24 protein-coding genes and 1 pseudogene are annotated in these 24,599 nt (G+C 75.3%); 13 read left to right on the top strand and 12 right to left on the bottom strand.

Annotation, left to right across the window (positions count from 1 at the left end; all coding sequences use genetic code 11):
* Window positions 1–20: 20 nt before the first annotated feature.
* A complete protein-coding gene (locus Q3W71_RS00205) occupies window positions 21–1,076 on the bottom strand; it encodes a YafY family protein (protein ID WP_302917222.1) in 1,056 nt (351 codons plus the stop codon).
* Window positions 1,077–1,160: 84 nt separating this feature from the next.
* Here Q3W71_RS00205 and Q3W71_RS00200 point away from each other — a divergent pair.
* Both Q3W71_RS00200 and Q3W71_RS00195 read left to right on the top strand, forming a co-directional pair.
* Window positions 1,161–1,253: pseudogene (locus Q3W71_RS00200) on the top strand (epoxide hydrolase N-terminal domain-containing protein); the annotation flags it as partial.
* Between the two features lie 28 nt (window positions 1,254–1,281).
* Window positions 1,282–2,403 carry a winged helix DNA-binding domain-containing protein gene (locus tag Q3W71_RS00195; RefSeq protein ID WP_302917220.1) on the top strand — a complete coding sequence of 374 codons (1,122 nt, stop codon included), beginning with the start codon at window positions 1,282–1,284 and terminating at the stop codon, window positions 2,401–2,403.
* A gap of 57 nt (window positions 2,404–2,460) precedes the next feature.
* On the opposite strand, the gene Q3W71_RS00190 is transcribed toward Q3W71_RS00195, so the two are convergent.
* Together Q3W71_RS00190 and Q3W71_RS00185 are read right to left on the bottom strand one after the other, a co-directional pair.
* The gene (locus tag Q3W71_RS00190; protein WP_302917219.1) at window positions 2,461–4,119 is read right to left on the bottom strand and encodes an FAD-binding oxidoreductase; all 1,659 of its coding nucleotides are present in this window, start codon (window positions 4,117–4,119) and stop codon (window positions 2,461–2,463) included.
* A gap of 138 nt (window positions 4,120–4,257) precedes the next feature.
* Complete coding sequence (locus tag Q3W71_RS00185; protein WP_302917218.1) at window positions 4,258–6,375, bottom strand: MMPL family transporter; 2,118 nt, start codon at window positions 6,373–6,375, stop codon at window positions 4,258–4,260.
* A 142-nt stretch (window positions 6,376–6,517) separates the two neighbouring features.
* Between Q3W71_RS00185 and Q3W71_RS00180 the strand changes: the two genes are divergently transcribed.
* Entirely contained in the window at window positions 6,518–7,822 is a 1,305-nt protein-coding gene (locus Q3W71_RS00180; protein WP_302917217.1) for a histidine kinase, read from the top strand.
* Window positions 7,774–8,418, top strand: a complete 645-nt coding sequence (locus Q3W71_RS00175) for a response regulator transcription factor (RefSeq protein WP_302917216.1) — start codon at window positions 7,774–7,776, stop codon at window positions 8,416–8,418. The genes Q3W71_RS00180 and Q3W71_RS00175 overlap by 49 nt, the downstream gene beginning before the upstream one ends.
* Window positions 8,419–8,440: 22 nt before the next feature.
* Here Q3W71_RS00175 and Q3W71_RS00170 read toward each other — a convergent pair whose 3' ends face one another.
* Complete coding sequence (locus tag Q3W71_RS00170; protein WP_302917215.1) at window positions 8,441–8,968, bottom strand: MarR family winged helix-turn-helix transcriptional regulator; 528 nt, start codon at window positions 8,966–8,968, stop codon at window positions 8,441–8,443.
* Between the two features lie 112 nt (window positions 8,969–9,080).
* Between Q3W71_RS00170 and Q3W71_RS00165 the strand changes: the two genes are divergently transcribed.
* On the top strand, window positions 9,081–11,360 hold the full coding sequence (locus Q3W71_RS00165; protein ID WP_302917214.1) for an LLM class flavin-dependent oxidoreductase: 2,280 nt from the start codon (window positions 9,081–9,083) through the stop codon (window positions 11,358–11,360).
* Window positions 11,361–11,405: 45 nt separating this feature from the next.
* Here Q3W71_RS00165 and Q3W71_RS00160 read toward each other — a convergent pair whose 3' ends face one another.
* Both Q3W71_RS00160 and Q3W71_RS00155 read right to left on the bottom strand, forming a co-directional pair.
* Window positions 11,406–12,986 carry an MDR family MFS transporter gene (locus tag Q3W71_RS00160; RefSeq protein ID WP_302917213.1) on the bottom strand — a complete coding sequence of 527 codons (1,581 nt, stop codon included), beginning with the start codon at window positions 12,984–12,986 and terminating at the stop codon, window positions 11,406–11,408.
* A gap of 72 nt (window positions 12,987–13,058) precedes the next feature.
* Window positions 13,059–13,673 carry a TetR/AcrR family transcriptional regulator gene (locus Q3W71_RS00155; protein ID WP_302917212.1) on the bottom strand — a complete coding sequence of 205 codons (615 nt, stop codon included), beginning with the start codon at window positions 13,671–13,673 and terminating at the stop codon, window positions 13,059–13,061.
* 179 nt (window positions 13,674–13,852) lie between these two features.
* Here Q3W71_RS00155 and Q3W71_RS00150 point away from each other — a divergent pair, with 179 nt between their 5' ends.
* Together Q3W71_RS00150 and Q3W71_RS00145 are read left to right on the top strand one after the other, a co-directional pair.
* The gene (locus Q3W71_RS00150; RefSeq protein ID WP_302917211.1) at window positions 13,853–14,080 is read left to right on the top strand and encodes a hypothetical protein; all 228 of its coding nucleotides are present in this window, start codon (window positions 13,853–13,855) and stop codon (window positions 14,078–14,080) included.
* A gap of 77 nt (window positions 14,081–14,157) precedes the next feature.
* Window positions 14,158–15,063, top strand: coding sequence for a siderophore-interacting protein (locus tag Q3W71_RS00145; protein ID WP_302917210.1), 906 nt, complete (start codon window positions 14,158–14,160; stop codon window positions 15,061–15,063).
* An 80-nt stretch (window positions 15,064–15,143) separates the two neighbouring features.
* Here Q3W71_RS00145 and Q3W71_RS00140 read toward each other — a convergent pair whose 3' ends face one another.
* A complete protein-coding gene (locus tag Q3W71_RS00140; protein ID WP_302917209.1) occupies window positions 15,144–15,659 on the bottom strand; it encodes a 2'-5' RNA ligase family protein in 516 nt (171 codons plus the stop codon).
* 78 nt (window positions 15,660–15,737) lie between these two features.
* On the opposite strand from Q3W71_RS00140, the gene Q3W71_RS00135 reads away from it, so the two are divergent.
* Entirely contained in the window at window positions 15,738–16,247 is a 510-nt protein-coding gene (locus Q3W71_RS00135; RefSeq protein ID WP_302917208.1) for a DinB family protein, read from the top strand.
* Between the two features lie 12 nt (window positions 16,248–16,259).
* Here Q3W71_RS00135 and Q3W71_RS00130 read toward each other — a convergent pair whose 3' ends face one another.
* The gene (locus Q3W71_RS00130) at window positions 16,260–17,306 is read right to left on the bottom strand and encodes an NAD(P)-dependent alcohol dehydrogenase (RefSeq protein ID WP_302917207.1); all 1,047 of its coding nucleotides are present in this window, start codon (window positions 17,304–17,306) and stop codon (window positions 16,260–16,262) included.
* Window positions 17,307–17,526: 220 nt separating this feature from the next.
* Between Q3W71_RS00130 and Q3W71_RS00125 the strand changes: the two genes are divergently transcribed.
* A complete protein-coding gene (locus Q3W71_RS00125) occupies window positions 17,527–17,904 on the top strand; it encodes an SCP2 sterol-binding domain-containing protein (protein WP_302917206.1) in 378 nt (125 codons plus the stop codon).
* Window positions 17,901–19,958 (top strand): glycogen debranching N-terminal domain-containing protein, encoded by a 2,058-nt coding sequence (locus Q3W71_RS00120; RefSeq protein ID WP_302917205.1) that lies wholly within the window; start codon window positions 17,901–17,903, stop codon window positions 19,956–19,958. The genes Q3W71_RS00125 and Q3W71_RS00120 overlap by 4 nt, the downstream gene beginning before the upstream one ends.
* Window positions 19,959–20,002: 44 nt before the next feature.
* On the opposite strand, the gene Q3W71_RS00115 is transcribed toward Q3W71_RS00120, so the two are convergent.
* Together Q3W71_RS00115 and Q3W71_RS00110 are read right to left on the bottom strand one after the other, a co-directional pair.
* Complete coding sequence (locus Q3W71_RS00115) at window positions 20,003–20,785, bottom strand: hypothetical protein (RefSeq protein WP_302917204.1); 783 nt, start codon at window positions 20,783–20,785, stop codon at window positions 20,003–20,005.
* Window positions 20,786–20,928: 143 nt separating this feature from the next.
* A complete protein-coding gene (locus Q3W71_RS00110; protein ID WP_302917203.1) occupies window positions 20,929–21,438 on the bottom strand; it encodes a DinB family protein in 510 nt (169 codons plus the stop codon).
* 118 nt (window positions 21,439–21,556) lie between these two features.
* Here Q3W71_RS00110 and Q3W71_RS00105 point away from each other — a divergent pair, with 118 nt between their 5' ends.
* Window positions 21,557–22,468, top strand: a complete 912-nt coding sequence (locus Q3W71_RS00105; RefSeq protein WP_302917202.1) for a DUF72 domain-containing protein — start codon at window positions 21,557–21,559, stop codon at window positions 22,466–22,468.
* A 97-nt stretch (window positions 22,469–22,565) separates the two neighbouring features.
* Window positions 22,566–22,757, top strand: a complete 192-nt coding sequence (locus Q3W71_RS00100) for a hypothetical protein (RefSeq protein WP_302917201.1) — start codon at window positions 22,566–22,568, stop codon at window positions 22,755–22,757.
* A gap of 225 nt (window positions 22,758–22,982) precedes the next feature.
* Here the strand turns inward: Q3W71_RS00100 and Q3W71_RS00095 are convergent, their stop codons facing one another.
* Entirely contained in the window at window positions 22,983–23,345 is a 363-nt protein-coding gene (locus Q3W71_RS00095; protein ID WP_302917200.1) for a hypothetical protein, read from the bottom strand.
* A 165-nt stretch (window positions 23,346–23,510) separates the two neighbouring features.
* Window positions 23,511–24,140, bottom strand: a complete 630-nt coding sequence (locus Q3W71_RS00090) for a hypothetical protein (protein ID WP_302917199.1) — start codon at window positions 24,138–24,140, stop codon at window positions 23,511–23,513.
* A gap of 244 nt (window positions 24,141–24,384) precedes the next feature.
* Here Q3W71_RS00090 and Q3W71_RS00085 point away from each other — a divergent pair, with 244 nt between their 5' ends.
* Window positions 24,385–24,555 (top strand): hypothetical protein, encoded by a 171-nt coding sequence (locus Q3W71_RS00085; RefSeq protein WP_302917198.1) that lies wholly within the window; start codon window positions 24,385–24,387, stop codon window positions 24,553–24,555.
* Window positions 24,556–24,599 lie beyond the last annotated feature (44 nt).

Genomic DNA, 24,599 nt, shown 5'->3' with positions numbered 1-24,599 from the left:
CCCTCGACTCGCCGTGGCCCTCACCCTGCCCCCGACCCGGGTGAACCGGCCTCACCCGATCCGGGTGACCCGGCCGGCGAGCTCCCGCCCGCCGGCGCCGGAGCCTCGCCCGACCGGTCGGCCGGCGGTGCCAGCGCCCGGCGGCACCGATCGCCGAGCGCGCGTACCGCGTCGACGAGTTCCGGTGGCCCGGTGACGGTGACGTCGAGGCCGATCACCGCCACCATCCAGGCCAGGTCGGCGGCCGTGTCGGCGCCGAGGTGGACCAGGCAGCTGTCCGGGCCGACCGGCTCGACCGCGCCCATGCCGGGCCAGATCCGTTCGGCGACCACGGCGGCCGGCCGGTGCACGGTGACCGTGGCCCGCACCGCCCACACCCCGGCGGAGAGCTGCCGGGCCAGGTACGCCGTCACGTCGCCGTCGGGGGGATCGCGCCGGGCGAAGCGGGGGCCGGTCGGTATCCGGGGGTGGAGCCGGTCGACCCGGAAGGAACGCCAGTCGGCCCGGTCGGTGTCCCAGGCGACCAGGTACCAGTGCCGACCCCAGTTGACCAGCGCCTGCGGCTCGACCAGCCGCACCGACCGTGCGCCGTGGTGGTCGGTGTAGTCGAAGCGCAGCCGTTCCCGCCGGTGGCAGGCGTCGGAGATGGCCACCAGGACGTCGGCGTCGACGGTGGGTCCGGGCGCGCCGGCCCGTACGGTGGCGTGCTGCACGGTGGTGACCCGGTGCCGGAGCCGGGCCGGCAGCACCCGCTCCAGCTTGGTCAACGCGCGCAGCGCCGTCTCGTCGATGCCGGTCACCGAACTGGCCGCGGCGGTGCGCAGACCGATCGCGACGGCCACCGCCTCGTCGTCGTCGAGCAGCAGCGGCGGCAACGCGGCGCCGGCGCCGAGCCGGTAGCCGGCGGTGCCCTGGACGGCGTCCACCGGGTAACCCAGCTCGCGCAGCCGGTCCACGTCCCGGAGGATCGTGCGCACGGTGACCCCGAGCCGGTCGGCCAACTCGGCGCCGGACCAGTGCCGGTGGGTCTGCAACAACGACAGCAGTTTGAGCAGCCGCGCCGGAGCCTTCAGCATGCCGACCAGAATGCCAGCAGGTTAGGACCGGAACTGTCCTGAGCGGCTCCTAGCGTGGCCACCATGACGACGGCAGACCCCGACATCCACCCGTTCCGCATCGACGCCCCGCAGGACCGGCTCGACGACCTGCGCGCCCGGCTGGCGAACACCCGCTGGCCCGAGCTGCCCGACGTCCGGGCCTTCTTCCGGAAGGTCCGCTGAGATGGGCGCCCGCCGGCCGGGAACCACCGGCGCGCCGGTCGAGACGCTCGACCGGCGGGCGCTGGGCCGGGCCACCCTGGCCCGCCAACTGCTGCTGCGGCGTGCGCCGCTGGACGTCGTCACGGCCACCGCCCGGCTGGGCGGCCTTAACGCGCAGCACGCCAACGACCCGTACCTGGCCCTGCACTCGCGGCTGGCCGGTTTCACCGCCGCCGACCTGACCGCCGCGATCGAGACCGGCCGGCTGGTGCGGTCGACGATGATGCGGGCCACCCAGCACCTGGTCACCGCCGCGGACTACCGGGCGCTGCGGCCGGTACTGACCCCGCTGCTGACCCGGGTGCAGCGCAACGCGTTCGGCCGGCGTACCGCCGGGATCGACCTGGCCGCGGTGGTCGCCGAGGCGCGGGAGATCCTGGCCGGGGCGGCGCTCACCCGGCCGGACCTCGGGCGGCGGCTCGCGGCCGGCCGGCCCGGCGCCGACGGCACCGCCCTGGCCTGGTCGGTGCAGTACCTGCTGCCGCTGCTGCACCCCGCGCCCAGCGGCACCTGGGACGCGACCGGGGCCACCCCGTTCGCCCTGGCCGAACCGGTGCTGGGGCCGCTGGACCCGCCGGACCCGCGCCGGCTGGTCCGGCGCCATCTGGCCGCGTTCGGCCCGGCCACCGCCGCCGACGTACGGGCCTGGTCGGGCGTCGCCGGCCTGCGGGAGGTCATCGCCGGGATGGCCGCCGAGCTGCGCGTCTTCCGGGACGAGGACGGGCGCCTGCGGTACGACCTGCCGGACGCGCCCCGGCCCGACCCGGCCACCCCGGCGCCGGTGCGCCTGCTCGCCGGCTTCGACAACCTGCTGCTCGCCCACGCCGACCGGAGCCGGGTCATGACCGACGAGGTCCGCCGCCGGGTCTGCGTGGGCGACCTGGTGGCGCCCACCGTGCTGGTCGACGGCATGGTGGCCGGGATCTGGGAGCTGGACCGCCGCGCGGGCGTGGTGACCGTGCGGCCGTTCGCCCGCATCCCGCCCGACGAGTTGGCGGCGGTGCGGGCCGAGGGGGAGCGGGTGCTCCGGTTCGCCGCGCCGGACGCGGCCGCGCCCGAGGTGCGGATCCTGCGCCCCTCGTGACGGCCGGCGCGGCCCGGACGCGGCTGCGCGTCCACCTCGCTGGCGGGCCGCCGCACCTCACCGATCGCCGGCGCCCGCCTCGGCCCGCCGCCCGGCCGGGCCCTCGCCGCCCGGTGCGGCGTCGAGCAGCACACCGGGGTTGAGCACCCAGGACGGGTCGAGCGCCGCCTTCGCGGCGCGCAGCGCCAACCCGACCGGCTCCGGGCGCTGCCGGTCGTACCAGGGCCGGTGGTCCCGGCCGACGGCGTGGTGGTGGGTGATGGTGCCGCCGGCGGCGAGCAGCGCCTCGGAGACGGCGTGCTTGATCTCGTCCCACTGGGCGAGCGTGCCGCCCCACCGGCCGGTGGCGTAGACGCCGAAGTAGGGGGCCGGCCCGTCCGGGTAGACGTGGGTGAACCGGCAGGTGACCACGCCGGTCGCGCCGACCTCGCGCAGCGCCGCCGCGGCGGCGTCGAGCACCGCGGCGCGCAGCGCGGGAAAGCGGTCCCAGGTGCAGGCGGTCTCGAAGGTCTCCACGATCATCGACCGGGCGGCGAGGGCGTCGCGCTGGTACGGCATCCGCAGGAACGCCGAGCGCCAGGTGTCCACGGCGCCACCCCGCTCGCTGGACGCCGGGCCGACCCGGGGCGGGTCGGGCAGCGCGCCGCCGTGGTCGCGGCACAGCTCGACGGCGCGGTCCAGCCCCGGCCCGACCGGGTGGTCGGCGGACTCGAAGCCGAGCACGAGAACCCCGCCGGTGCTGGCGACGCCGGCGTTGAGCAGCGCCTCCGCCGGGTCGAGCAGCCGGCAGTTGCTCGGGTGCAGCCCGGACTGGGCGATCGCCCGGGTGGCGGCCACCGCCGCGTCGTACTCGTCGAAGTGCACCGCCGCGTCCGCCCGCCAGCGCGGCCGCTCCTGCAGGCGCAGCCACGCCTCGGTGATGACGCCGAGCGCGCCCTCGGAGCCGAGGAAAAGCCGGTCGGGCGACGGCCCCGCGCCGGAGGCGGGCAGCCGGCGGGACTCGCTGGTGCCGGCCGGGCTCACCACCCGCAGCGACTCCACCAGGTCGTCGATGTGGGTGAGCACCGTCGCGTAGTGGCCGCCGGCCCGGGTGGCCAGCCAGCCGCCCAGCGTGGAGAACTCGAACGACTGCGGGAAGTGCCGCAGCGTGAGATCGTGCCCGCGGAGCTGGTCGGCCAGCGCCGGGCCGAACACGCCGGCCTGGATCCGCGCCGCCCGGCTGGTCCGGTCGACCTCCCGCACCCGGTCGAGCCGGCCGAGGTCGAGGCTGACCGCGCCGGGGTAGCCGTCGGCCACCCGTGGTTCCACGCCGCCGACCACCGACGAGCCGCCGCCGTACGGGATCACCGCGATCCCGGCCCCGGCGCACCAGTCCAGCACGTCGACCACGTCCCGTTCGGACGCCGGGCGGACGACCAGGTCCGGCGGGTGCCGGACGTCGCCGTGCAGGTTCCGGACGACGTCCCGGAACGCCTTGCCGTGCGCGTGCGCCGCCCGGTCGGTCTCGTCGGTGGAGCAGAGGTGGGCCAGCGACGCCGGCGGGGCCACCCGCGGGGCCCGCAGACCCAGCTCGGCCACCGGCGGCGGGACGCGCGCGGTCAGGTCGGCGTCGGGCAGCAGGGCCCGCACCCGGTCGGTCAGTGCCGCGGCCTCCGCGCCGGTCACCGCGTCCTCGACGTGACCCCAGCCCCACCACGAACGGTGCTTCCCGGCCATCCGGCCTCCCCGCCGTCACCCAGCCCAGCCCGATCCGCCGTAACGTACTCGACCGGCGCGGTGTCCGGTATCCCGGCGGCCGGCGGCCCCTGCGCCGAAGGGGTGGCCGCCGGCGGCGGCCACCCCCGCGTACCTCGGTCAGGAGGTGGCCGGTACCGGCTCGGCCGGGCGGTGCCGGGCGGCCCGGGACGCCGGGCGGGCCAGCGCGCTCGGCCACCAGGTGCGGCGGCCGATCTCCAGGGCGAGCGCCGGCACGAGCAGGCTGCGCACCAGGAACGTGTCGAGCAGCACGCCGACGCCCACGATCACGGCGGACTGCACCGACGGCACCAGCGGCAGCACGCTCAGCGCGCCGAAGGTGGCCGCCAGCACCACGCCCGCGCTGGTGATCACCCCGCCGGTCACGGTCAGCGCGTGCAGCACACCCTGCCGGTGACCGAGCAGCGCCGCCTCCTCCCGCGCCCGGGTGGTGAGGAAGATGGTGTAGTCAACGCCCAGGGCGACCAGGAACAGGAACGTCTGCAACGGGATCCCGACGAACAGCTTGGCGTGCCCCATCGCGTCGAGGATCAGCCCGGCCGCGCCCAGCGCCGCGAGGTACGACAGCACCACGCTCGCCAGCAGCAGCAGCGGCGCGACCAGCGCCCGCAGCAGCACGATCAGGATGACGAACACCACCGCCAGGATCAGCGGCACCACCAGCCGGTTGTCCCGGTCGACCGTGCGTTCCTCGTCCAGCAGGTAGGCGGTGTCCCCGCCGACCAGCGCCTGCGCGCCGGGCACCGCGTGCACGGCGGTGCGCAGCCGCTCCACGGTCTCCAGGGCGGCGGCGCTGTCCGGGGTGTCCGCCAGCACCGCCGCGATCCGCACCCACCGGCCGTCCGGCGAACGTTCCGGCGCGCCCACCTCGGCCACCCCGGGCACGGCGCGGGCGGCCGTGACCACCTGGTCGGCGCGGTCCGCGGTGGCCAGGATGTCGGCGGGCGCGACCGTGCCGCTCGGGTAGTGCGCCGCGATCATCCGCTGGCCGGTGATCGAGCCGACCTCCCGGGTGAACGTCTCGTCGCCGGGCAGGCCGACGCTGAGGTTGCCGATGCCGAAGCTGAGCGCGACCAGCGCCGCGGCCGTGCCGATCCACACCGTCCGGGGCCGGCGGCCGACCAGGCCGGCGATCCGCCGCCACACCCGGTGGTCGGCGGCCACGTCCACGTCGGCCGCGTCCGGCGCGTAGCGCGGCACGAACGGCCAGAACAGCCAGCGACCGAACAGCACCAGCACGGCCGGCAGCAGGGTGGTCATGGCGAGCAGGGCGGCGACGATGCCGACCGCGCCGACCGGGCCGAGCCCCCGGGTGGACGGCAGTTGCGCGGCCAGCAGGCAGAGCAGACCGATCGCCACGGTCGCCGCGGAGGCGCCGATCGCGCCGAGCGAGCGGCGCAGGGCCACCGCCATCGCGGCGTGCCGGTCGGCGTGCCGGCGCAGCTCCTCCCGGTAGCGGGCGATGAGCAGCAGCGCGTAGTCCACGCCGACGCCGAACACCAGCACGGTGAGGATGCTCTGGCTCTGGAAGTCGACCGCCAGCCCGGCGTGCCGGGCCAGCAGGTAGACGACAGCGCTGGCGAGCTGGCTGGCGAACGCCGCGGTGAGCAGCGGGATGAGCCAGAGCACCGGACTGCGGTAGGTGACCAGCAGCAGCAGGGCGACGGTGGCCGCGGTGGCCAGCAGCAACGCGGTGTCCATGCCGCCGAACGCGTCGAACACGTCGTGCTCGGCGGCGGCCGGGCCGGTCAGTGCGGTCCGCAGGCCGGCCGGGGGGTCGGCGGTGAGCCGGTCCTTGAGCTCGGTGACCGCGGTGCCGCGGCGCTCGTCGTCCCCGGCGACCGGGAAGGAGAGCAGCAGCGCCCGGCCGTCCTCGCTCGGCACCGCCGCGGGCACCTGCCCGTCGTCGGCGTACGCCGCGAAGGCGGCCCGGTCGGCGTCGACCTTCGCCCGGTCGGCGGCGGTGAGACCGCCGTCCCGGACGTAGACCGCGATCGCCAGCGGGGCCCCCGAGTCGGGGAACGCGGACTCCGCCCGCTGCGCCGCCCGGCTGTGTTCGACGCCGGCGGGCAGCGCGCCGAGGGTGTCGTTCTCCTGCACCTCGGTGAGCTTGAGCGCCAGCGGCCCGGCCGCCGAGATGACGATGAGCCAGAAGACGAGCAGGACGTACTTGGATCGTCGACCGGACGGCAGGCCGGCCAGGCGGTGCCGGAACATGGCGGGTTCCCTCCGCGGGTTGGTTGTTCTCACGCCGTCGATCCTTCGGCCCCGGACCGGCCGGGGCAGGGGTGTCACGTCCCGAACTCCGGTGGTGCTGGCACCACCGATGCGGCGGCGGCCGTGGCCCAGAATGGGAGCCGTGCACAGCTCCGTACGCCTGTTCGCCCGGCAGTGGCTCCGGCCGGGCGCGATCGCCGCCGTGCAGGGCCTGGCGCTGGCGCTGCTCTGCCTGACCACCAACGTCGCGCTGTTCGCGCTCTCGGTGGTGTCGCTCGCGCTGATCCCGGTGTTCGGCATCGGGTTCGCGCTCTTCCCGGTGGTGACCGCGCTGGTGCGGCTCTGCCTGGGGGCGCAGCGCCGGCTGGCCCGGTGGGGCGGGATCCCGATGGCCACCCCGTACCGGCCGAAGCCGGCCGACGCGCAGATCGGCACCTGGCGGCGGTTCCGGTGGGTGGTCGCCGACCCGGCCACCTGGCGGGACTTCGCCTGGCTGGTGCCGGGTGCGATCACCGGCGCGGCCTGCCTGCTGGCGTTCGTGCTGCCGGCGTACGGGCTGGAGGGCGTGCTGCTGGTGCCCCTGGTGCTCTACCTGACCATCGACTGGTACGGCTACGGCGTGTTCTGGCCGATGGACAACATCGTCGAGGCGTGGGCGTCCGTACCGCAGGGATGGTTCTTCCTGATCGGCGGGCTGGCGGTGGCGCCCTGGCTGGTCTGGCTGCACCTGCGCTTCGCCGGCTTCTTCCTCACCCCGACCAGGGCGCAGGAGCTGGCGCTGCGGGTGCGGCAGCTGACCGTCACCCGGGCCGACACGGTCGACACCCAGGCGGCCGAGCTGCGCCGGATCGAGCGCGACCTGCACGACGGGGCGCAGGCCCGGCTGGTGGCGCTGCGCATGAGCATCGGGCTGGCCGGGAAGCTGATGGCCGACGACCCGGCGGCGGCGCGACGGCTGCTGGCCGAGGCCCAGGAGGCCAGCGGGCAGGCCCTGGTCGAGCTGCGCGACCTGGTCCGCGGCATCTACCCGCCGGTGCTCGCCGAACGCGGCCTCGGCGGGGCGGTCGAGGCGCTCGCGCTGGCCGTGCCGCTGCCCGTGACGGTGGACGTGGAGTTGCCGGGCAGCCCGCCGGCGGCGGTCGAGTCGGCGGCGTACTTCGCGGTGGCGGAGGCGCTGGCCAACGTGACCAAGCACAGTGGCGCGGCGCGCGCCTGGATCCGGATGGCGCACCGGGACGGCCGGCTGGTCATGGCGGTCGGCGACGACGGCCGGGGCGGCGCGCGACCGGACGCGGGGACCGGCCTGGCGGGTGTGCGGCGCCGCCTGGCAGCCTTCGATGGAACGATGTCGGTGACCAGCCCGCCGGGCGGGCCCACCGTCGTGACCATGGAGCTGCCGTGCGAGTTGTCATCGCCGAGGATCTCGCCCTCCTCCGGGACGGGCTGACCCGCATCCTCGACGCGTTCGGCTTCCAGGTGGTCGAGGCGGTCGCGGACGGGCCGTCCGTGCTGCCCGCGCTGACCCGGCACCGTCCCGACGTGGCGGTGGTCGACGTACGCCTGCCGCCCACCTTCACCGACGAGGGCCTCCAGGCGGCGTTGCAGGCCCGCACCCGGCTGCCCGGCCTGCCGATCCTGGTGCTGTCCCAGCACGTCGAGCAGCTGTACGCCCGGGAGCTGCTCTCCGACCGTGCCGGGGGAGTGGGCTACCTGCTCAAGGACCGGGTGTCCAACGTCGACCAGTTCGTCGACGCGGTGCGCCGGGTGGCGGCCGGCGGCATGGTGATGGACCCGGACGTGGTCTCCCAGTTGCTGGCCCGCAACACCGGCGGGCAGCGGCTGGCCGAGCTGACCGCGCGCGAGCGCGAGGTGCTGGGCCTGATGGCGGAGGGGCGGTCGAACGCGGCGATCGCCGGCCGGCTGTTCGTCACCGAGAAGGCGGTCAGCAAGCACATCAACAACATCTTCAGCAAGCTCGGCATGCCGCCGTCGGACGACGACAACCGGCGGGTGCTGGCCGTGCTGGCGTACCTGAACGGCTGAGAGCGCGGCCGCCGCGACCCGGTCAGGCCGGCGAGCCGGAGCCGCCGCGCATGGCGTCCGCGGTGACCGCGCAGCGGTCCGGGTCGTGCGCCACGCCGTTGGCCGCCTGCCGCAGCAGCCGGTGCAGCAGCGCGCGCTCCGCCTCGGGCAGGGCGCCCAGCAGCTCCTCCTCCACCTGGCGCACCCGGGCGTCCAGCTCGTCGAGCCGGCGGCGCCCGTGCCCGGTGGGGACGATCCGGCGGGCCCGCCGGTCGGTCGGGTCCTGCTGGCGCTCCACCAGGTTGGACTCCACGCAGCGGTCGATCAGGTAGGTCATCACGCTGCGGTCGATGCCCAGCCGGGTGGCGAGCGAGGCCTGGCTGGGCGGTTCGTCGCGGACCACGGCCGCGAGCACCTGGTAGCCCCGGGTGCCGTACGGCAGGTCGCCGACCGCCGCCGCCACCCGGGCGCTCCACTCCCGCAGCAGCACGGTCAGCGCCCAGCCGAACTCGCCGACGAACTCCGGTTCGCCGTCGGTGCCGACCGGGGTGGGAACGCCAGCGGTGGTCATGCCGCCGATGCTACCAGCCAGTGATTGAGCAGACATATCATCGACGAGACAGATGAGTTGGAGCGTGTATCGTTTGTCGCGCAAACAATATGGCGGACGACGGAGCGGATCCATGACCGACTACGGGCACGAGCTGACATTCGGGACGTTCATCACGCCCCAGAACGAGAACCCCCAGGTGCCGGTCCAGCTCGCGCAGCTCACCGAGGCGGCCGGGCTCGACCTCGCCACCTTCCAGGACCACCCGTACCAGCCGGGATTCCTGGACACCTGGACCCTGCTGACCTGGGTCGCGGCCGCCACCGAGCGGATCTCGGTCTCCGGCAACGTGCTCAACCTGGCGCTGCGCCCGCCGGCGGTGCTGGCGCGCTCGGCAGCCAGCCTGGACCGGCTCTCCGCCGGCCGGTTCACCCTGGGGCTCGGTGCCGGCGCCTTCTGGGAGGCCATCGAGGCGATGGGTGGCCGGCGGCTCACCCCGGGCCAGGGCGTCCAGGCGCTGGCCGAGGGGATCGAGATCATCCGGGGGATCTGGGACACCGCCGAACCGACAGCGCTCACCGTGGACGGCACGTACCACCGGGTCGCCGGTGTGCAGCGCGGCCCGGCGCCGGCCCACGACATCCCGATCTGGCTGGGTGCGCTCAAACCGCGGATGCTGCGGCTGACCGGCCGGGTCGCGGACGGCTGGGCGGTCACCCTGCGGTACGTCGGCGACGACGGCCTGGTCGAGGGCAACGCGACCATCGACGAGGCGGCCACCCGGGCCGGCCGCCACCCCGCCGAGATCCGCCGGGTGCTCAACATCGGCGGCGCCTTCACCCCGCGCGGCCGGGGCTTCCTCCAGGGGCCGCCCGCCCAGTGGGTCGAGCAACTCGCCCCATACGTCCTGGAGCGGGGGATCGGCACCTTCATCCTGATCGGCGACGACCCCCGCGCCATCCAGACCTTCGGCCAGGAGGTCGCCCCGGCGCTGCGGGAACTCGTCGCCGCGGAGCGGGCCTCCGCCGGCACCGCGCCGGTCGCCCGGCGGCGGGGCAGCGCCGCGCTGGCGGCTCGCCGGGCCGGCATCGCCTACGACGACGTGCCCGCCGCGCTGGCCAGCCGGGCGGTGGAGCCGGGTGACCGGGAGTACGAGTCGGTCCGCTCCGGCTACCTGCGCGCCGGCCGGCCCGGCCTGGTGCTGCGCCCGCGCAGCGCCGAGGAGGTCGCCGAGGCGCTCGCCTACGCCCGCAAGCAGGAGGTGCCGATGGCGCTCCGCTCCGGCGGCCACGGCATCAGCGGGCGCTCCACCAACGACGGCGGCATCGTCGTCGACCTGGGCGCCCTCGACGGCATCGAGCTGCTCGACGAGCGCACCGGGCTGGTCCGGCTGGGCGCCGGCGCCCGCTGGGGGCAGGTCGCCGAGAAGCTCGTCCCGCACGGCCTGGCGATCAGCTCCGGCGACTACGGCGGGGTCGGCGTGGGCGGGCTGGCCACCACCGGCGGCATCGGCTTCATGGGCCGGCTGCACGGGCTGACCATCGACCACGTCCGGGCCGCCGAGGTGGTCCTCGCCGACGGCCGGATCGTCCGCGCCGACGCCGAGCACCATCCCGACCTGTTCTGGGCGCTGCGCGGCGCCGGCGCCAACGTCGGCGCGGTCACCTCGCTGGAACTCGCCGCCGACCGGGTGGGCGACATCGTCCACTCCGTCATGCTGCTCGACGCCTCGGACACCGCCGGGGTGCTGGCGCGCTGGGGGCAGGTGGTGGAGACCTCGCCGCGCGAGCTGACCAGCTTCATCATCCTGTCCCCGAACCGGGGCGCGCCGTCGGTGGTGGCCCGGGTGATGACCGTCTACGCCAGCGACGACACCGACGCCGCGGTCGCCGCGCTGCGCCGGCTCGCCGACGTCGCCCCGGTGCTCGACCACGAGGCCCGACTGATGCCGTACTCGGGGGTCGTCTTCCCCACCGAGCCGCACTACGCGTCCGGCGGGCTGGGCCCGATCACCCGCTCGGGGCTGTTCACCCACCTCACCCCGGAGGTGGCCGGCGGGCTCGCCCGGCTGGTCACCGAGGGTGTCTCGTACTTCCTGCAACTGCGCGCCGTGGGCGGGGCGGTCAACGACGTGCCGGCCGGCGAGACCGCGTACCCGCACCGGCACCAGAACTTCTCCGCCGTCGCCTTCGGCGGCGGGGTGCGCCGCTCCGCCCTGGACGAGCCGTGGGACGCCTGGGTGTACCCGCACGCCGACGGCCTCTACCTGAGCTTCGAGACCGACCCGCGCCCCGAGCGGCTGCGCGACGCCTTCCCGGAGCCCACGCTGAGCCGGTTGCGCCAGGTCAAGCGCGCCTACGACCCGGACGCGGTGTTCCACACCAACTTCCCGGTCCCGCCGGCCACCCGGTGACGCGGCGGCGGGGTGGGCCGATCGCCCACCCCGCCGCCGTACGGGTCAGTGCCCGGCCGCCTGGGCGGCGGCCTCCTCCCGGGCCCGCCGCTCGTCGCCGCTGAGCGTGTGCAGCGGCTTCTCCTTGATGAACAGCACCACGATCAGGGCGAGCACCGCGAACGGGGCGCCGACCAGGAACAGGTCGGCGGTGGCGACGCCGTAGACCTCCTGCACGACGCGCAGCACCGGCTCGGGCAGCGCGGACAGGTCGGGCACCTCGGCCGAGCCACCGCCGCCGGTGGCGGCCGGCCCGAGCTTCTCGGTCATCAGCGAGGTGACCCGGTTGGCCAGCACGGCGCCCAGGGCGCTGACCCCGATCGCGCCGCCCATGCTGCGGAAGAAGGTGATCACGGAGGTCGCCGCGCCGAGCTCGTGCGCCGGCACGTCGTTCTGCGCGGCGAGCACCAGGTTCTGCATGAGCATGCCGACGCCGACGCCGAGCACGGCCATGTAGATCGACAGCACCAGCACGCTGGTGCCGGCGTCGATGGTGCCCAGCAGCAGCATCCCCACGATCATCACCGCCGCGCCGGCCACCAGGTACGCCTTCCACCGGCCGTACTTGGTGATCAGCTGGCCGGCCACCGTCGAGGAGACCAGCAGGCCGAAGACCATCGGCAGGCTCATCAGGCCGGCGATGGTCGGCGACTTGCCCAGCGAGATCTGGAAGTACTGGGACAGGAAGACGGTGCCGCCGAACATCGCCACGCCGACCAGCACGCTGGCGACGGTGGCCAGCGAGACGGTGCGGTTGCGGAAGATGTCCAGCGGGACGATCGGGTCGGTCGCCCGCGCCTCCACGACGACGGCCAGCGCCAGCAGCACGATCCCGCCGACGACCATCAGGGCGGTCCAGCCGGAGGCCCAGGCGAACGTGTTACCGGCCAGCGAGGACCAGATCAGCAGCGTGCTGACGCCCGCGGTGATCAGCACGGCGCCGAGCCAGTCGATGGTGACCCGCCGCCGGACGACCGGCAGGTGCAGGGTCCGCTGGAGCAGCACGATGGAGAGCAGGGTGAACGGGACGCCGATCAGGAAGCACCACCGCCAGCCCAGCCACGAGGTGTCCACCAGCACCCCGCCGATCAGCGGCCCGGCGACGGTGCCCACGCCGAAGACCGCGCCGAAGATGCCGGCGTAGCGGCCCAGTTCGCGCGGCGGGATCATCGCCGCCATGACGATGGTGGCCAGCGCGGTCATGCCGCCGGCCCCGATGCCCTGCACCACGCGGCTGACCAGCAGCACCTCGACGTTCGGGGTGAGGCCCGCGATCAGCGAACCCACCACGAACAGTCCCAGCGAGAGCTGGATCAGCAGCTTCTTGCTGTACAGGTCGGCCATCTTGCCCCACAGCGGCACGGTTGCCGTCATGGCGAGCAGTTCACTGGTGACGATCCAGGTGTAGACGGTCTGGCTGCCGTTGAGATCGGCGATGATCCGCGGCAGCGCGTTCGCCACCACGGTGGAGGCGAGGATCGACACGAACATGCCGACCATCAGGCCGGAGAGGGCCTGGAGGACCTCCCGGCGCGACATTCGCGCGCCGGCCTCGGCGGGCTCGGCGGGTGGGGCGGTAGCCGTCATTGACGCTCCCTCGTGCGGTTTCGGGCGGACAGGCGGACCCGGGCGCGGCGGCGCCCGGGTTGGCGTGGGGGTTCAGGGCCGGGGATCCGGCAGGCCGGCGGCGACCGCGGCGAACGCCTCGTGGACCAGGTCCCCCAGCGGTCGGGTGTCGGCCTCGGCGGCCCAGCGCAGCAGGGCGGTGCGGAACGCGGCGCCGGCCACGGCGGCGACCAGCGCCGGGTGGCCGTGGTCGGGCGGGACCCCGAGGCGGTCGGCGATGGTCTCGACGATCGCCCGCTCGGCCTCGGCGTTGCCGGCGATCAGCCGGGTCAGCAGCGCCGGGTTGCGTTCGATGACCGCCAGCCGGAGCCGCCACAGCTCGCGGTCGGCCTGCATCGTCTCGACCGTCTCGGTCAGGGCCAGCCGGATCGCCTCCAGCGCGGGCACCCCGGGCGGGGTCGCGACCAGCCGCGCCAGCAGCAGTTCTCGGTCGGCCGCCGGGTTGCCGATGAGCGCCTCGTCCTTGGACGAGAAGTAGTTGAAGAAGGTGCGCGCCGAGACGTCCGCCGCCTCGCTGATCTGCTCGACGGTGACGTTCTCCAGCCCGTGCTCGGCGACCAGGCGCAGCGCGGCGGTGGTGAGGGCGTCCCGGGTCAGCCGCTTCTTGCGGTCCCGGCGCCCGGGCGCGGTCTGCTCGGCAACGGTCACGCGGGGACGCTACGAGGAAACTTGCACGCTCTGCAAGTTTTTATCGAGTGAAGTGATGTTGGTGACTCCTGGTGGCGGGCCACCCTCCGGCCGGGCCGCCGTCGCACCACCGGTGCGAGCGGACTCGCCGGCCCGGCTAACCCCGCTGACCTGCTGTTATGTGTCCGATCCCCGGGTGGATGGTGCAGCCGTTGCGGGCCCGGGTGACCGAGCTGGAGGAGGAGGCGCTGGCCGCCCGGTCGCAGCTGGCGAACTTGCGCGAGCAGGTGCAGCAACTGCGGGCGACGGTCTGGGACCTCCGCGGCCGGCTCGACCGGTGGCGGGCGGCGATCCTCGCGCCGGACGCCACACTGCGCAAGATCCGGGCGATGGTGGCCGAGAGCGACCGGCGGCAGGAGCGTCCGTAGCGGGCGCGTCCACCGATCGGGTGTCGGGGTGGGGGGTGCTGATCACCCCGATATTCGGTTAGCCTACCCTAACCGCCATGACCCAGGTCCTGCCCGTCGCGCCGTGGCGCGTCTTCACCGTCGAGGTCCGCGCGGTACGCCGGATCAGCCCGTCGTTCCTGCGGGTCACCTTCACCGGCCCGGATCTCGACCGTTTCGCGGACAACGGCTACGACCAGCGGATCAAGCTGGCGTTCCCGCTGCCCGGCGAGAACAGCGTCCAGCTGCCCGGCGGCGAGGACTGGTACGCGCAGTGGCGGGCCCTGCCGGTGCAGCGGCGCAACCCGATCCGCACCTACACCGTCCGGGCCGTCCGCCCACTGCTCAGCGAGGTGGACGTCGACCTGGTGCTGCACGGTGACGGCGGGCCGGCCAGCCGGTGGGCCCGGCGGGCCCGGCCCGGTGACGAGATCGCCATTCTCGGCCCGGACGCCGGTTACCCGGGTGACCACGGTGGGGTGGAGTTCCGTCCGCCGTCGACCGGCCACCTGCTGCTGGCCGGCGACGAGACCGCCGCCCCGGCGATCTGCGCCATCCTGGAGCGGCTGCCGGCCGACGCCCGCGGCCGGGCGCTGCTGGAGGTGCCCGAGGAGACCGACGCGCTGCCGGTCGTGGCGCCGCGCGGGGTCGACGTCCAGTGGCTGTCCCGGGGCGCCGGCGCGCACGGCTGCCGGCTCGTCCCGGCGGTCGCGGCGGCGGCGGGCGCGCTGCTCGGCGACGGTGGCACCGGAGCCGACCAGGTGATCACCGACGTGGACGTCGACCGGGACATCCTCTGGGAGGTGCCCACTCCGGCCGCCCCGGTGCCGCTCTACGCCTGGCTGGCCGGCGAGGCCGGGGTCATCCGCACCCTGCGCCGGCACCTGGTCGGCGAGCGGGGACTCGACCGGAGCGCGGTGGCGTTCATGGGGTACTGGCGGCTCGGCCGGGCCGACACCGCCTGAGCCCGCCCACCGCCGCGTACGGTGGCCGCCGCGCTCCGCGGTGACCGAGCGACCGGAGTGCCCCGACCGCGAACGGCGGCTCAGGGCAGTGGCTGGGAGATGCCGCGGGCGTGATCGGTGAGGGCCGCGCCGACGACGGTGGCCTCCAGCGGCAGCACCTCCAGGCACCGCCGGACGGCCGCGGCCATCAGCACGTTCGGCACCCGCATGGAGAGCGTGCAGTGCGGCACCCAGCGCCCCGGCCGGTAGTGCTCGACCAGCGTGATGCCCGCCGCGGCCAGCCGGTCGTGCACCCGCCGGTGGTGGTCCAGCAGTTCGGCGGTCGGCGTCGGGCCGAGCCAGAGCACCCGGCCGACGAACTGGCCGGCGTGCTGGAAGGACAGCCGCAGCGGCGCGGCCACCACCGTCCCGGCCAGCGCGGCGGCCACCCGTTCCGGGTCGAAGCGCGACGCCACCGCGAGCGAGACGTGCGGCCGGTGGCGCTGCTCCAGCAGGGAGCGCATGCTCTGCACACCCTCGGACTCCAGCGCGTCCCAGAGCACCCGGATCCGCCGGGTGGCGTCGGTGTCCAGGTAGAGCTCCAGCGCCGCGACCACGCGATCACCTTAGGCGCCGGGGTTTGACCGTCGCCCCCGGCGGTACCCGGAGGTGTCGGCACAACCAGGAGGCGCCGGATGGACGTGAACGACCTGCTGACCGAGACGTACGACCGGCTGCCCGCCCTCGTCCGCGCGGCGGTCGACGGCCTCTCCCCGGAGCAGTTGCGGCACGCACCCGGACCGGACGCGAACCCGGTCGGGTGGCTGGTCTGGCACCTGACCCGGCTCCAGGACCACCACGTCTCCGACGCCTTCGACACCGAGCAGCTCTGGGTCACCGGCGACTGGGCGGGGCGTTTCGGACTCCGCCCCGACCCCGACGACATCGGCTACGCGCACACCCCCGAGCAGGTCGCCGCGGTGCGGCCGGAGAGCGCGCGGGCGCTGGTGGACTACCACGAGGCGGTGGCCGCGCGCACCCGCGCCCTCCTGGCCGAGCTGCGCCCGGCCGACCTGGACCGGGTGGTCGACGAGTCCTGGGATCCGCCGGTGACCCTCGGCGTCCGGCTGGTCAGCGTGGCCAACGACGACCTGCAGCACATCGGCCAGGCCGCCTACGTGCGCGGCCTGATCGAGCGGGGCTGACGGCGGTGCCGGTCAGGGCACGATGACCGCGCGCCCCTCCAGCGTGCCGTCCCGCATCTGCCGGTACGCGGTGACCGCCTCCTCCAGCGGGTAGGTGGTCGACTTCGGCCGCACCAGGTCCCGCGCGCCCAGGTCGAGCACCTCCACCAGCTCCGGCCGGCTGCCCCAGTAGGTGGTCTGGATGCTCACCTCGTACGGGACGGTGAAGAAGCCGACCGACAGGGTGCCCCCGCCGATCCCGACGATGGTGAGGTCGCCGACGGTGCGCGCGGCGGCCACGCCCAGCGCCAGAGTGGCGTCCGCGCCGACGCAGTCGAGGATCAGGTCCGCGCCCCGGCCGCCGGTGGCCCGCCGGATCTCGTCGACCGTCCCCTCGCCGGAGGGCAGGGCCAGGTCGGCGCCGCACTCCTCGGCCAGCCGCAGCGCCGCGTCCCGGGTGTCGACGGCGATCACCCGGGCGGCGGTGGTCGCCTTGAGGATCTGGATGCCGACGTGCCCGAGCCCGCCGACGCCGATCACCACGGCCGTGCTGCCCGGCGCGAGCTTCGGCCAGGACCGCCGGATCGCGTGGTACGGGGTGAGGCCGGCGTCGGTCAGCGGCGCCGCCCGCACCGGGTCCAGCCCGTCCGGCAGCGGCACGATGTGCCGGGCGTCCGGCACCAGCTGGTAGTCGGCCATCCCGCCGTCCGTGCCCAGCCCGCCGCCGCCACCGGGCGCCGGCGCCGCGGCGACGTTCTCGCAGTACGGGTCGACGCCGACCCGGCAGCGGGCGCAGGTGCCGCAGCCCCACGGCCCGTAGACAGCCACCGGCTGGCCGACCTCCAGCCCGGTCACCCCGGCGCCGAGCGCGTGCACCCAGCCGGCGTTCTCGTGGCCGAGGGTGAACGGCGGGTTCCAGGGCACCGAACCCGGCTCGAAGTCGTGCATCAGGTGCAGGTCGGAGTGGCAGGCGCCGGCCCCGCCGATCCTGACGACCACCTGGCCGGGGCCGGGGGTGGGTTCGTCGACCTCGACCAGTTCCGGTTCCGACTTCCAGCCCGGCAACCGCAGTGCGCGCATACCTCGACCCCCGTCCCTCCGTTGCCGTCCAGCGGCGGGTCTGCCCGCTGGGCGCCGGCACAAACCGGTGGGACCGAGGCGGTGCGGGGAGCGCGCCCGGGGGCGGGCCCGGCCCGGCGTCGCACGGCCGGCGGCGGGCCCGGAATCACCCCGTCCGGGTGAGCACCGCTCACCCTCGTCGGGGTGACCCTGAGCCTGCGAGGTGCGAGGGGGGAAGCCGATGACCGCGTCCGCGGTGGAGCACCTGCGGCGGCTGGGGCCCAGCCGCCGCGTCGAGCTGCCCGACGCCGTCGCCGGCACGGTGCGGCTGGACATGCGGGAGGAGGGCCGGACCGAGCACTGGTACCTCACCATCGGCGACCAGCGCGTCCAGGTGAGCCGTTCGACCGACGACGCCGAGCTGGTGGTGCGCGCCGACCGGGAGATCTTCGACCAACTGGCCCGCGGGGAGATCCACCCGGCGGAGGCGCTGATGCGCAACGAGGTGACCGTGCAGGGTGACATCCGGCTGTTCATGCTGCTCCGGCGGATCTTTCCCGGGCCGCCGGACGCCCGGCACCCCCGGGAGCTCACCACCGGGACGGGTGGCGGCCGATGAGGCAGGAACGGCTGCACGTCATCTCCGGCAACGCCTTCGCCATCGGCGACGGGCAGGGCGACATCGAGGTGGACCCGCAGGCGCCGGTAGGCCTCTTCTTCTTCGACACCCGGTTCCTGTCCCGCTGGGTGCTCACCGTCGGTGGCGAGCGGCTCAACGCGCTCTCCCGCGACGACCTGACGTACTTCGAGACCCGGTTCGTCCTGGTGCCCGGCGCGGCCAGCCACTACGTCGACGCCGACGTCTCGGTGATCCGGCACCGCTCGCTGGACGACAGCTTCAACGAGCGGCTCACCGTGCTCAACCACGCCGCCGAGCCGGCGTACCTCACCGTGCGGATGGAGATCGGGGCCGACTTCGCGGACATCGCCGAGGTCGGCCAGCCGCGACACCGCGAGGTCGTGGTCACCCCCGACGCCGAGCGGGGCCTGCTGCGCCTGCGGTACGCCCGGGGTCGGTTCGCCCGGGAGACGGTCATCTCCAGCACGGCGCCGGCCGAGATCGACCGGAGCGGGATGACCTTCCGGATCCGGGTGGAGCCGGACGGGCAGTGGAACACCGACCTGCACATCGCGATGACCTTCCAGGGCGAGGCCGGGCGGGACATGCGGGCCGACCTGACCACCCACCGGCACCACATCCGCCGCGGCATGCGCGACGACCTCCAGGCGTGGCTGGACCGCGCGCCGCAGCTGGTCGCCGAGCACGAGGCGCTGCCCGCGCTGTACCGGGGCAGCCTCACCGACCTCGCCGCGCTGCGCTACGAGCCGCTGTCGTCCGTCGACCGGGTCCCGGTGGGCGGCCTGCCGTGGGCGATGTCGCTCTACGGGCGGGACAGCCTGATCACCTGCCTGCAGACCCTGCCGTTCGTCCCGGAGCTGACCCCGGCGACGCTGCGCCTGCTCGCGCTGCTGCAGGGCGGGCAGCTCGACGACGAGCACGACGAGGAACCGGGCAAGATCCTGGCCGAGCTGCGCTACGGCGAACTCGCCGCCTTCGGCGACCGGCCCACCGCGCTCTACTACGGCGCGGCCGACACCACGCCGCTCTTCGTCATCCTGCTCGACGAGTACGAGCGCTGGTCCGGTGACGGCGAGCTGGTGCGGCAGCTGCGACACCCGGCGCGGATGGCGCTCGACTGGATCGACGAGTACGGCGACCTCGTCGGTGACGGCTACCTGCGCTACCAGAGCCGCAACCCGCGCACCGGCACGGTCAACCAGACCTGGAAGGACTCCGCCGGCGCGATCGTCGACCGGCGCTGCCGCGCGCCCGCCCTGCCCCGGGCGACCTGCGAGTTGCAGGGCTACGCCTACGACGCGAAGGTGCGGGGCGCGCGCCTGGCCCGCGAGTTCTGGGACGACCCGGAGTACGCCGACCGGCTGGAGCGGCAGGCGGCGCAGCTCAGGGAGCGGTTCAACCGGGACTTCTGGCTGCCGCACCGGGGCCATTACGCGCTCGCGCTGGGGCCGGACGGCGAGCCGGTCGACGCGCTCTCGTCGAACATCGGGCACCTGCTGTGGAGCGGGATCGTCGACGAGGGGCGCGCCGGGGCGGTGGCCGAGCACCTGCTCGGCCCGGACATGTTCAGCGGCTGGGGCGTCCGTACCCTGGCCGCCGGCCAACGCCCGTACAACCCGGTGGGCTCGCACGTCGGCGCGATCTGGCCGTCGGACAACTCGCTGATCGCCGCCGGGCTGCGCCGCTACGGGTACGACGAACAGGCCGCCCGGATCACCGCCGGGATCCTGGAGATGGCGCACACCCTCGGCGGTGCGGTGCCCGAGGTGATCGCCGGCTACCCGCGGAGCCTGACGAAGTATCCGGTGCAGCTGCCGAGCGCGGGTCGACCCCAGTCGTGGTCCTCCGGGGCGGTGCTGCTGCTGCTCTCCACGATGCTCGGCCTGCGCCCGTGCGGGGACAACCTGCTGGTCGATCCCCGGCTGCCGAAGGGGTTCGGGCGGATCGAGCTGTTGGACATCCCGGGCCGCTGGGGCCACGCCGACGCGTACGGCCGGGACCGGGTCACGGTCTCCCGGCCTCGGCTGCGGTGACCGGGGCCGCGGTCGCGGCCGTGGTGGTCAGCGACGGCCGCCGGTCAGCTCGCGGCGTGTCCCGGCGGGAGGCCGCGGTGCGGGCTCGCGGCCGGGGCGCGGTCGCCACCGGTCACGGTGGGCCGCCCGTCCGGGGACGTGTCCGGCGCCGGCCGGTCGGTCGCCCGGGTGCCCGGCGCACCACCCGGCCGGTCGGTCGGGGCTCCGGGCGACCTCGACTGGCCCGGGGGACCCCCCAGCGCCCGGTCGCAGTAGCCGTCCACCCGATCCTTGCCGCCGGCGGCGCCGACCAGGGGAGCGAAGGCCGGATTGTCCAGCGCGCGGCCCGGGTTGTCGGCCACCTCGCGGTAGGACCGGCACAGGCCGGTCAGCGCGGCGGTCGGCGCGACGTCGGGACCGCCCGGCCCGGACGGCGGCGCCGACGGACCTGCCGAGCCGCCGGGGGAGGCGGCCGGGAGCGACGGGGTCGACGGTGGCGCACTGGCCGGCGCGGGCTCGCGCAACGGGTTCGGCAGGGTACCGTTCGCGGCCGCGAACGCCACCCCGCCGGTGGCGGCGAGGGCGATGCCGGCCACCAGGGCCCGGACGCCGAACGCGGTCAGGGTGAGCCGCTGCGGTGGCCGGCCCGGCAGGTCGAGCGGCGTGCCGGCCAGCGCCCGGCGGTACGCGTGCACCGCCGCGCCCTCCCCGGCCAGCTCATCGTCGCGTGGTGCGGCGCGGACCGCGGTCAGCAGCAGCACCAACGGCCGGGGACCGTCCTGCGGGTCGACGACCGGACCGTCGAGCAGCCGCTCGACGGTCTCCTGGTCCATCCGGTGTGCGTTCATCTCGTGTCCCTCAGCGCCACCGGCTCCGGTGGCGTCACATCAAACCGGTGTGACGTGGGACGGGAGGCGGACCGCCCCGGGGACGGGACGGTGGCGGGAGACCCGGCGGCGGGGCGGCCGGCACCGCCGGGGCGCCGGGGCCGTCAGCCCATGGTCTTCGCGCCGTCGATCGCCTCACGGAGGATGTCGGCGTGCCCGGCGTGCTGGGCCGTCTCGGCGATCAGGTGCAGCAGGACCCGGCGCACCGACCAGCTCGCGCCCGGCTCGAACCACGGTGCCTGCGGCAGGGGGTGCGCGGCGTCCAGGTCGAGGGTCAGGACCAGCTCGTCCGTCCGTGCGGCGACCCGCGCGTAGTCGTCGAGCAGGGCGGCCAGCGTGTCGCCCCCGGTCATCCGGAACTGGCCGGCCCAGTCCACCGGCTCGCTCTCCATCGCCTCGGCGCCGCCGACCGCGAAGAGCATCCACCGGTGCTCGGTGCCCGCCACGTGCTTGATCAGCCCGCCGAGGCAGAGTTCGCTGACGGTGGTGCGCCGGGCCGCCTGCTCGTCGGTGAGCCCGTCGACGGTCTGCCGGAGGAACCCGCGGTGCCGGCGCAGCGTCTGCAGCAGATCAGCCCGCTCGCTGGTGGTGGTCACCTGCTCCGAGATGGTCATCGATGTCACCCTTCACCCGACGTCGTGGCGAGGGTCAGGATAGGCCGGACCACCGACGGTTTCGTCCCGGCCGCGTCTCCGGTTGCCGATCCGCCCGATCAGCGGTGCACTGAACTACATGGGTGTGATTAAGGTGGGTACGTCGGGCTGGGCCGACCGGATGCTGCTCCGCTCCGGGTGGTATCCCCGGGCGGCGAACACCCCGGCCGCCCGGCTCGGCTGGTACGCCAGCCGGTTCCCGCTGGTCGAGGTGGACACCTCCTACTACGCGGTGCCGGTGCCGGAGACGACCCAGGGCTGGGTGGGCGCCACGCCGGAGGGGTTCACCTTCGACGTCAAGGCGTTCAGCCTCTTCACCGGCCACCCCACCCCGGTGGCCGCGCTGCCGCGGGATCTGCGCCCGGCCGGTGGCCCGGCCCGGATCCGCCGCCGGGACCTGCCGCCGGCGGCGTACGACGAGCTGTGGGCCCGGTTCCACGCGGCGCTGGAGCCGCTCGCGGCGGCCGACCGGCTCGGCGCCGTGCTGTTGCAGTTCCCGCCCTGGTTCGCCCGCGGCGCGGCCGCCCAGCGGCGCATCGCCGACCTGGCCGAGCGGTGCCGGCCGTGGCGGGTCGCCGTGGAGCTGCGCCACGGGTCCTGGTTCGACGGTACGGCCGCGGCGGAGACGCTGACCTTCCTGCGCGATCGCGGGCTCACCTTCGCCTGTGTGGACATGCCGCAGGGGCACCCGTCCTCGGTGCCGCCGATCCTGTACGCCACCGCCGGCCTCGCGCTCGTCCGGTTCCACGGGCACAGCGCCGACTGGGCCGACGGCGACAAGCAGGAGAAGTTCCGCTACGCCTACGGAGAGCAGGAGCTGCGCCGGTGGGCGGAGCTGCTGGTCGAGCTGGCCGGGCAGAGCGACGAACTGCACGTGCTGTTCAACAACTGCTGTGGCGACCAGGCGCAGCGGGACGCCGCCCGGCTGGCCGGGCTGCTCGGCGTCACGCCGGTCGACGGTCGGGCGGTCCGCGCCGTCCCGACCGGTTGAGGACCGGCGGCCGCGTGGCGCCGTCCCGGCGGTGTGGTTTCCCGGTGGGGCGGCCGGGTACCGGCCGGGACGAGGAACGACGGAGGGACAGCACACGATGAGCCAGCAGGAGAACCGGTCAGCGGACCGGACGCCGGCGGTGCCGGACGACGCGGCGGCCCGCCGGACCCGGGAGGCGCAGGAGGCGCACGGCGGCAGCATGGCGCCCGGCCTGGTGGACGACACCGGGCACCCGGTGACCGAGCCGCCGCCCACCGCGGTGGCCGGTGAGGACCGCAGCGGTTCCTGACCGCCGCGTGGGACGGGTGGCGGGGCGGTCGTCCACCCGCCGCCGTCCCGCCGGTCACCCCGGCGCCGGTCGTCCGCCCGCCGCCGTCCGGCCGGGCGGCACCCGGCCACCACGCCGGGAAAGGGTCGATCGCCACCCCGGCTCTGGAGCACCGGGAACGGCCGCCCTGGCGCCCGGACGGGCGGCGACCGACCGGCCCTGGCGGGCCGGCCCGGTGACCGCCGGCTACGAGTGGCGCCGGCCCTGGGTCCGGAAGGCGTCCTCGGTCCGCTCCCCGATGTCCGCGTCGTCCGGGAAGGACCGGCGCGACGGCGCCGGGTCCGGCGGCGCGCCCGGCCCCGCCTCGGCCGTCCGGGTCGGCTCGACCGGACCGAACCCGTGCCGGCCGCGTCCGCCGGACGGTCCGGCCGGCTGGCCGGCGCGGCGCTCCCCGCGCCGGCCCTCCGGTACCGCGGTCTCCTCGCTGCCCTCGTCCATCGGGTCGTGCTCGCCGGTGCCCCAGGGTGGTTCGGCGTCGAACCCGTCGGTCGTCTTCCACGGGGTGGCGACGTCACGTCCGTCGCCGCCGCGTCCGTCTGCTGGTGCCATGCTCACCTCGCTGGTCGCTCCGCCGCTACCGGCGCGGATTGCCCGTCCCGGCCCCGGTCATGCCCCGCGGTGCCGGGACGCTCGGCCGGCGTGACGGCGTCCGGGCACGCCGGCCGGCGCCCCGCCGTCGAGGAGCCGGCGGGACGCCGTGTGCTCGGGGCCGGGTCAGCGGCGGGAGGACATCGGCATCCGCTTCCCGAGCGCGGTCAGCGCCGCCATCTTGCCGACCGCCCTGGGCGAGCCCATCGCGCTGACCCGGTTCAGCATCCCGCGGAACACCTCGCCGGGTTTCTGCTGCTCGCTCATGTACGCCGTGACCACGATCAGCGCGCCGGTCAGCGCCGGGACCGCCCACTGGAGCGCCTTCATCTGGCGTTGGGCGGACGCGACGTTCGACGGCGTCTGGTGGTTCGGCTCGGTGATCCCGTCCACCGGCGGGCTGCCGGCCTTCTCGAGCTTCATGCCGAGCAACCGGCTGTAGCCGGTGACCGCGAGGGCGCTGACCGTCAGCGCGGTCTTCAGCGTGCTGGCCCGGCCGACCCCCGTCTGGGCCATCACCCGGGGGCTCTCCGTCACCAGCTCGCCGACCGCGCCCGCGAGGTGGGCGCCGATCGCGGCGGCGTTGACCGGGGTCCACCGGGACCAGCCCGCCGAGGCCACCGGAAGCCGCTGGGTCGAGTCACTGATCTGTGCCGCTCCGCCGTTGACGCCGAACGCTCCCATCAGGGAGCCCCCGAACCAGGCCGCCAAGCCCAGATCGTGCATCGAGCGCAGTGCGGTGTGCCGTTCGGACATCTGATCCCCTTCCACCGTGTCGGGCGTCGCGGCATACCCACCACCCGGGCCGCTAATCCCGCCCGTCATCAGGCGGGACGCCCCGGACGCGGAGCCCGGTGGACATCGGGGAGCCGCCGGGACGACCGGGGGCGGTCCGGCCGGTGCGGACGGTCCCTGGGAGAGCCGACCGGCGTGCCGAGGAGTCGGCCGGGCGGCGGTGGGTAGTTCGTGACCGAGGCAGTTCGAGGGGGAGGGGAAGCGGATGTCGCAACCGGACGAGAGCAGGGAGAAGACCCAGAAGACCGACGCCGTCCTGATGCATCCGGACAACGACCCGCGCAAGACCAGCGCGCAGGTCCCGCCGCCGGCCGAGCACGGCGAGACCCGGGTGGAGCGCGACGGCCGGATGGTGCCGGTCGACCAGGAGGAGTGACCCCGGGCGCGGCACCGCCCGGCGGCCGGTGACCGATGCGCCGT

The sequence above is a fragment of the Micromonospora sp. C28SCA-DRY-2 genome (assembly GCF_030519475.1).
Lineage (GTDB): Bacteria > Actinomycetota > Actinomycetes > Mycobacteriales > Micromonosporaceae > Micromonospora.
The sequence above is the reverse complement of the archived record's forward strand: the minus strand, read 5'-3'. Positions and strand labels throughout refer to the sequence as shown.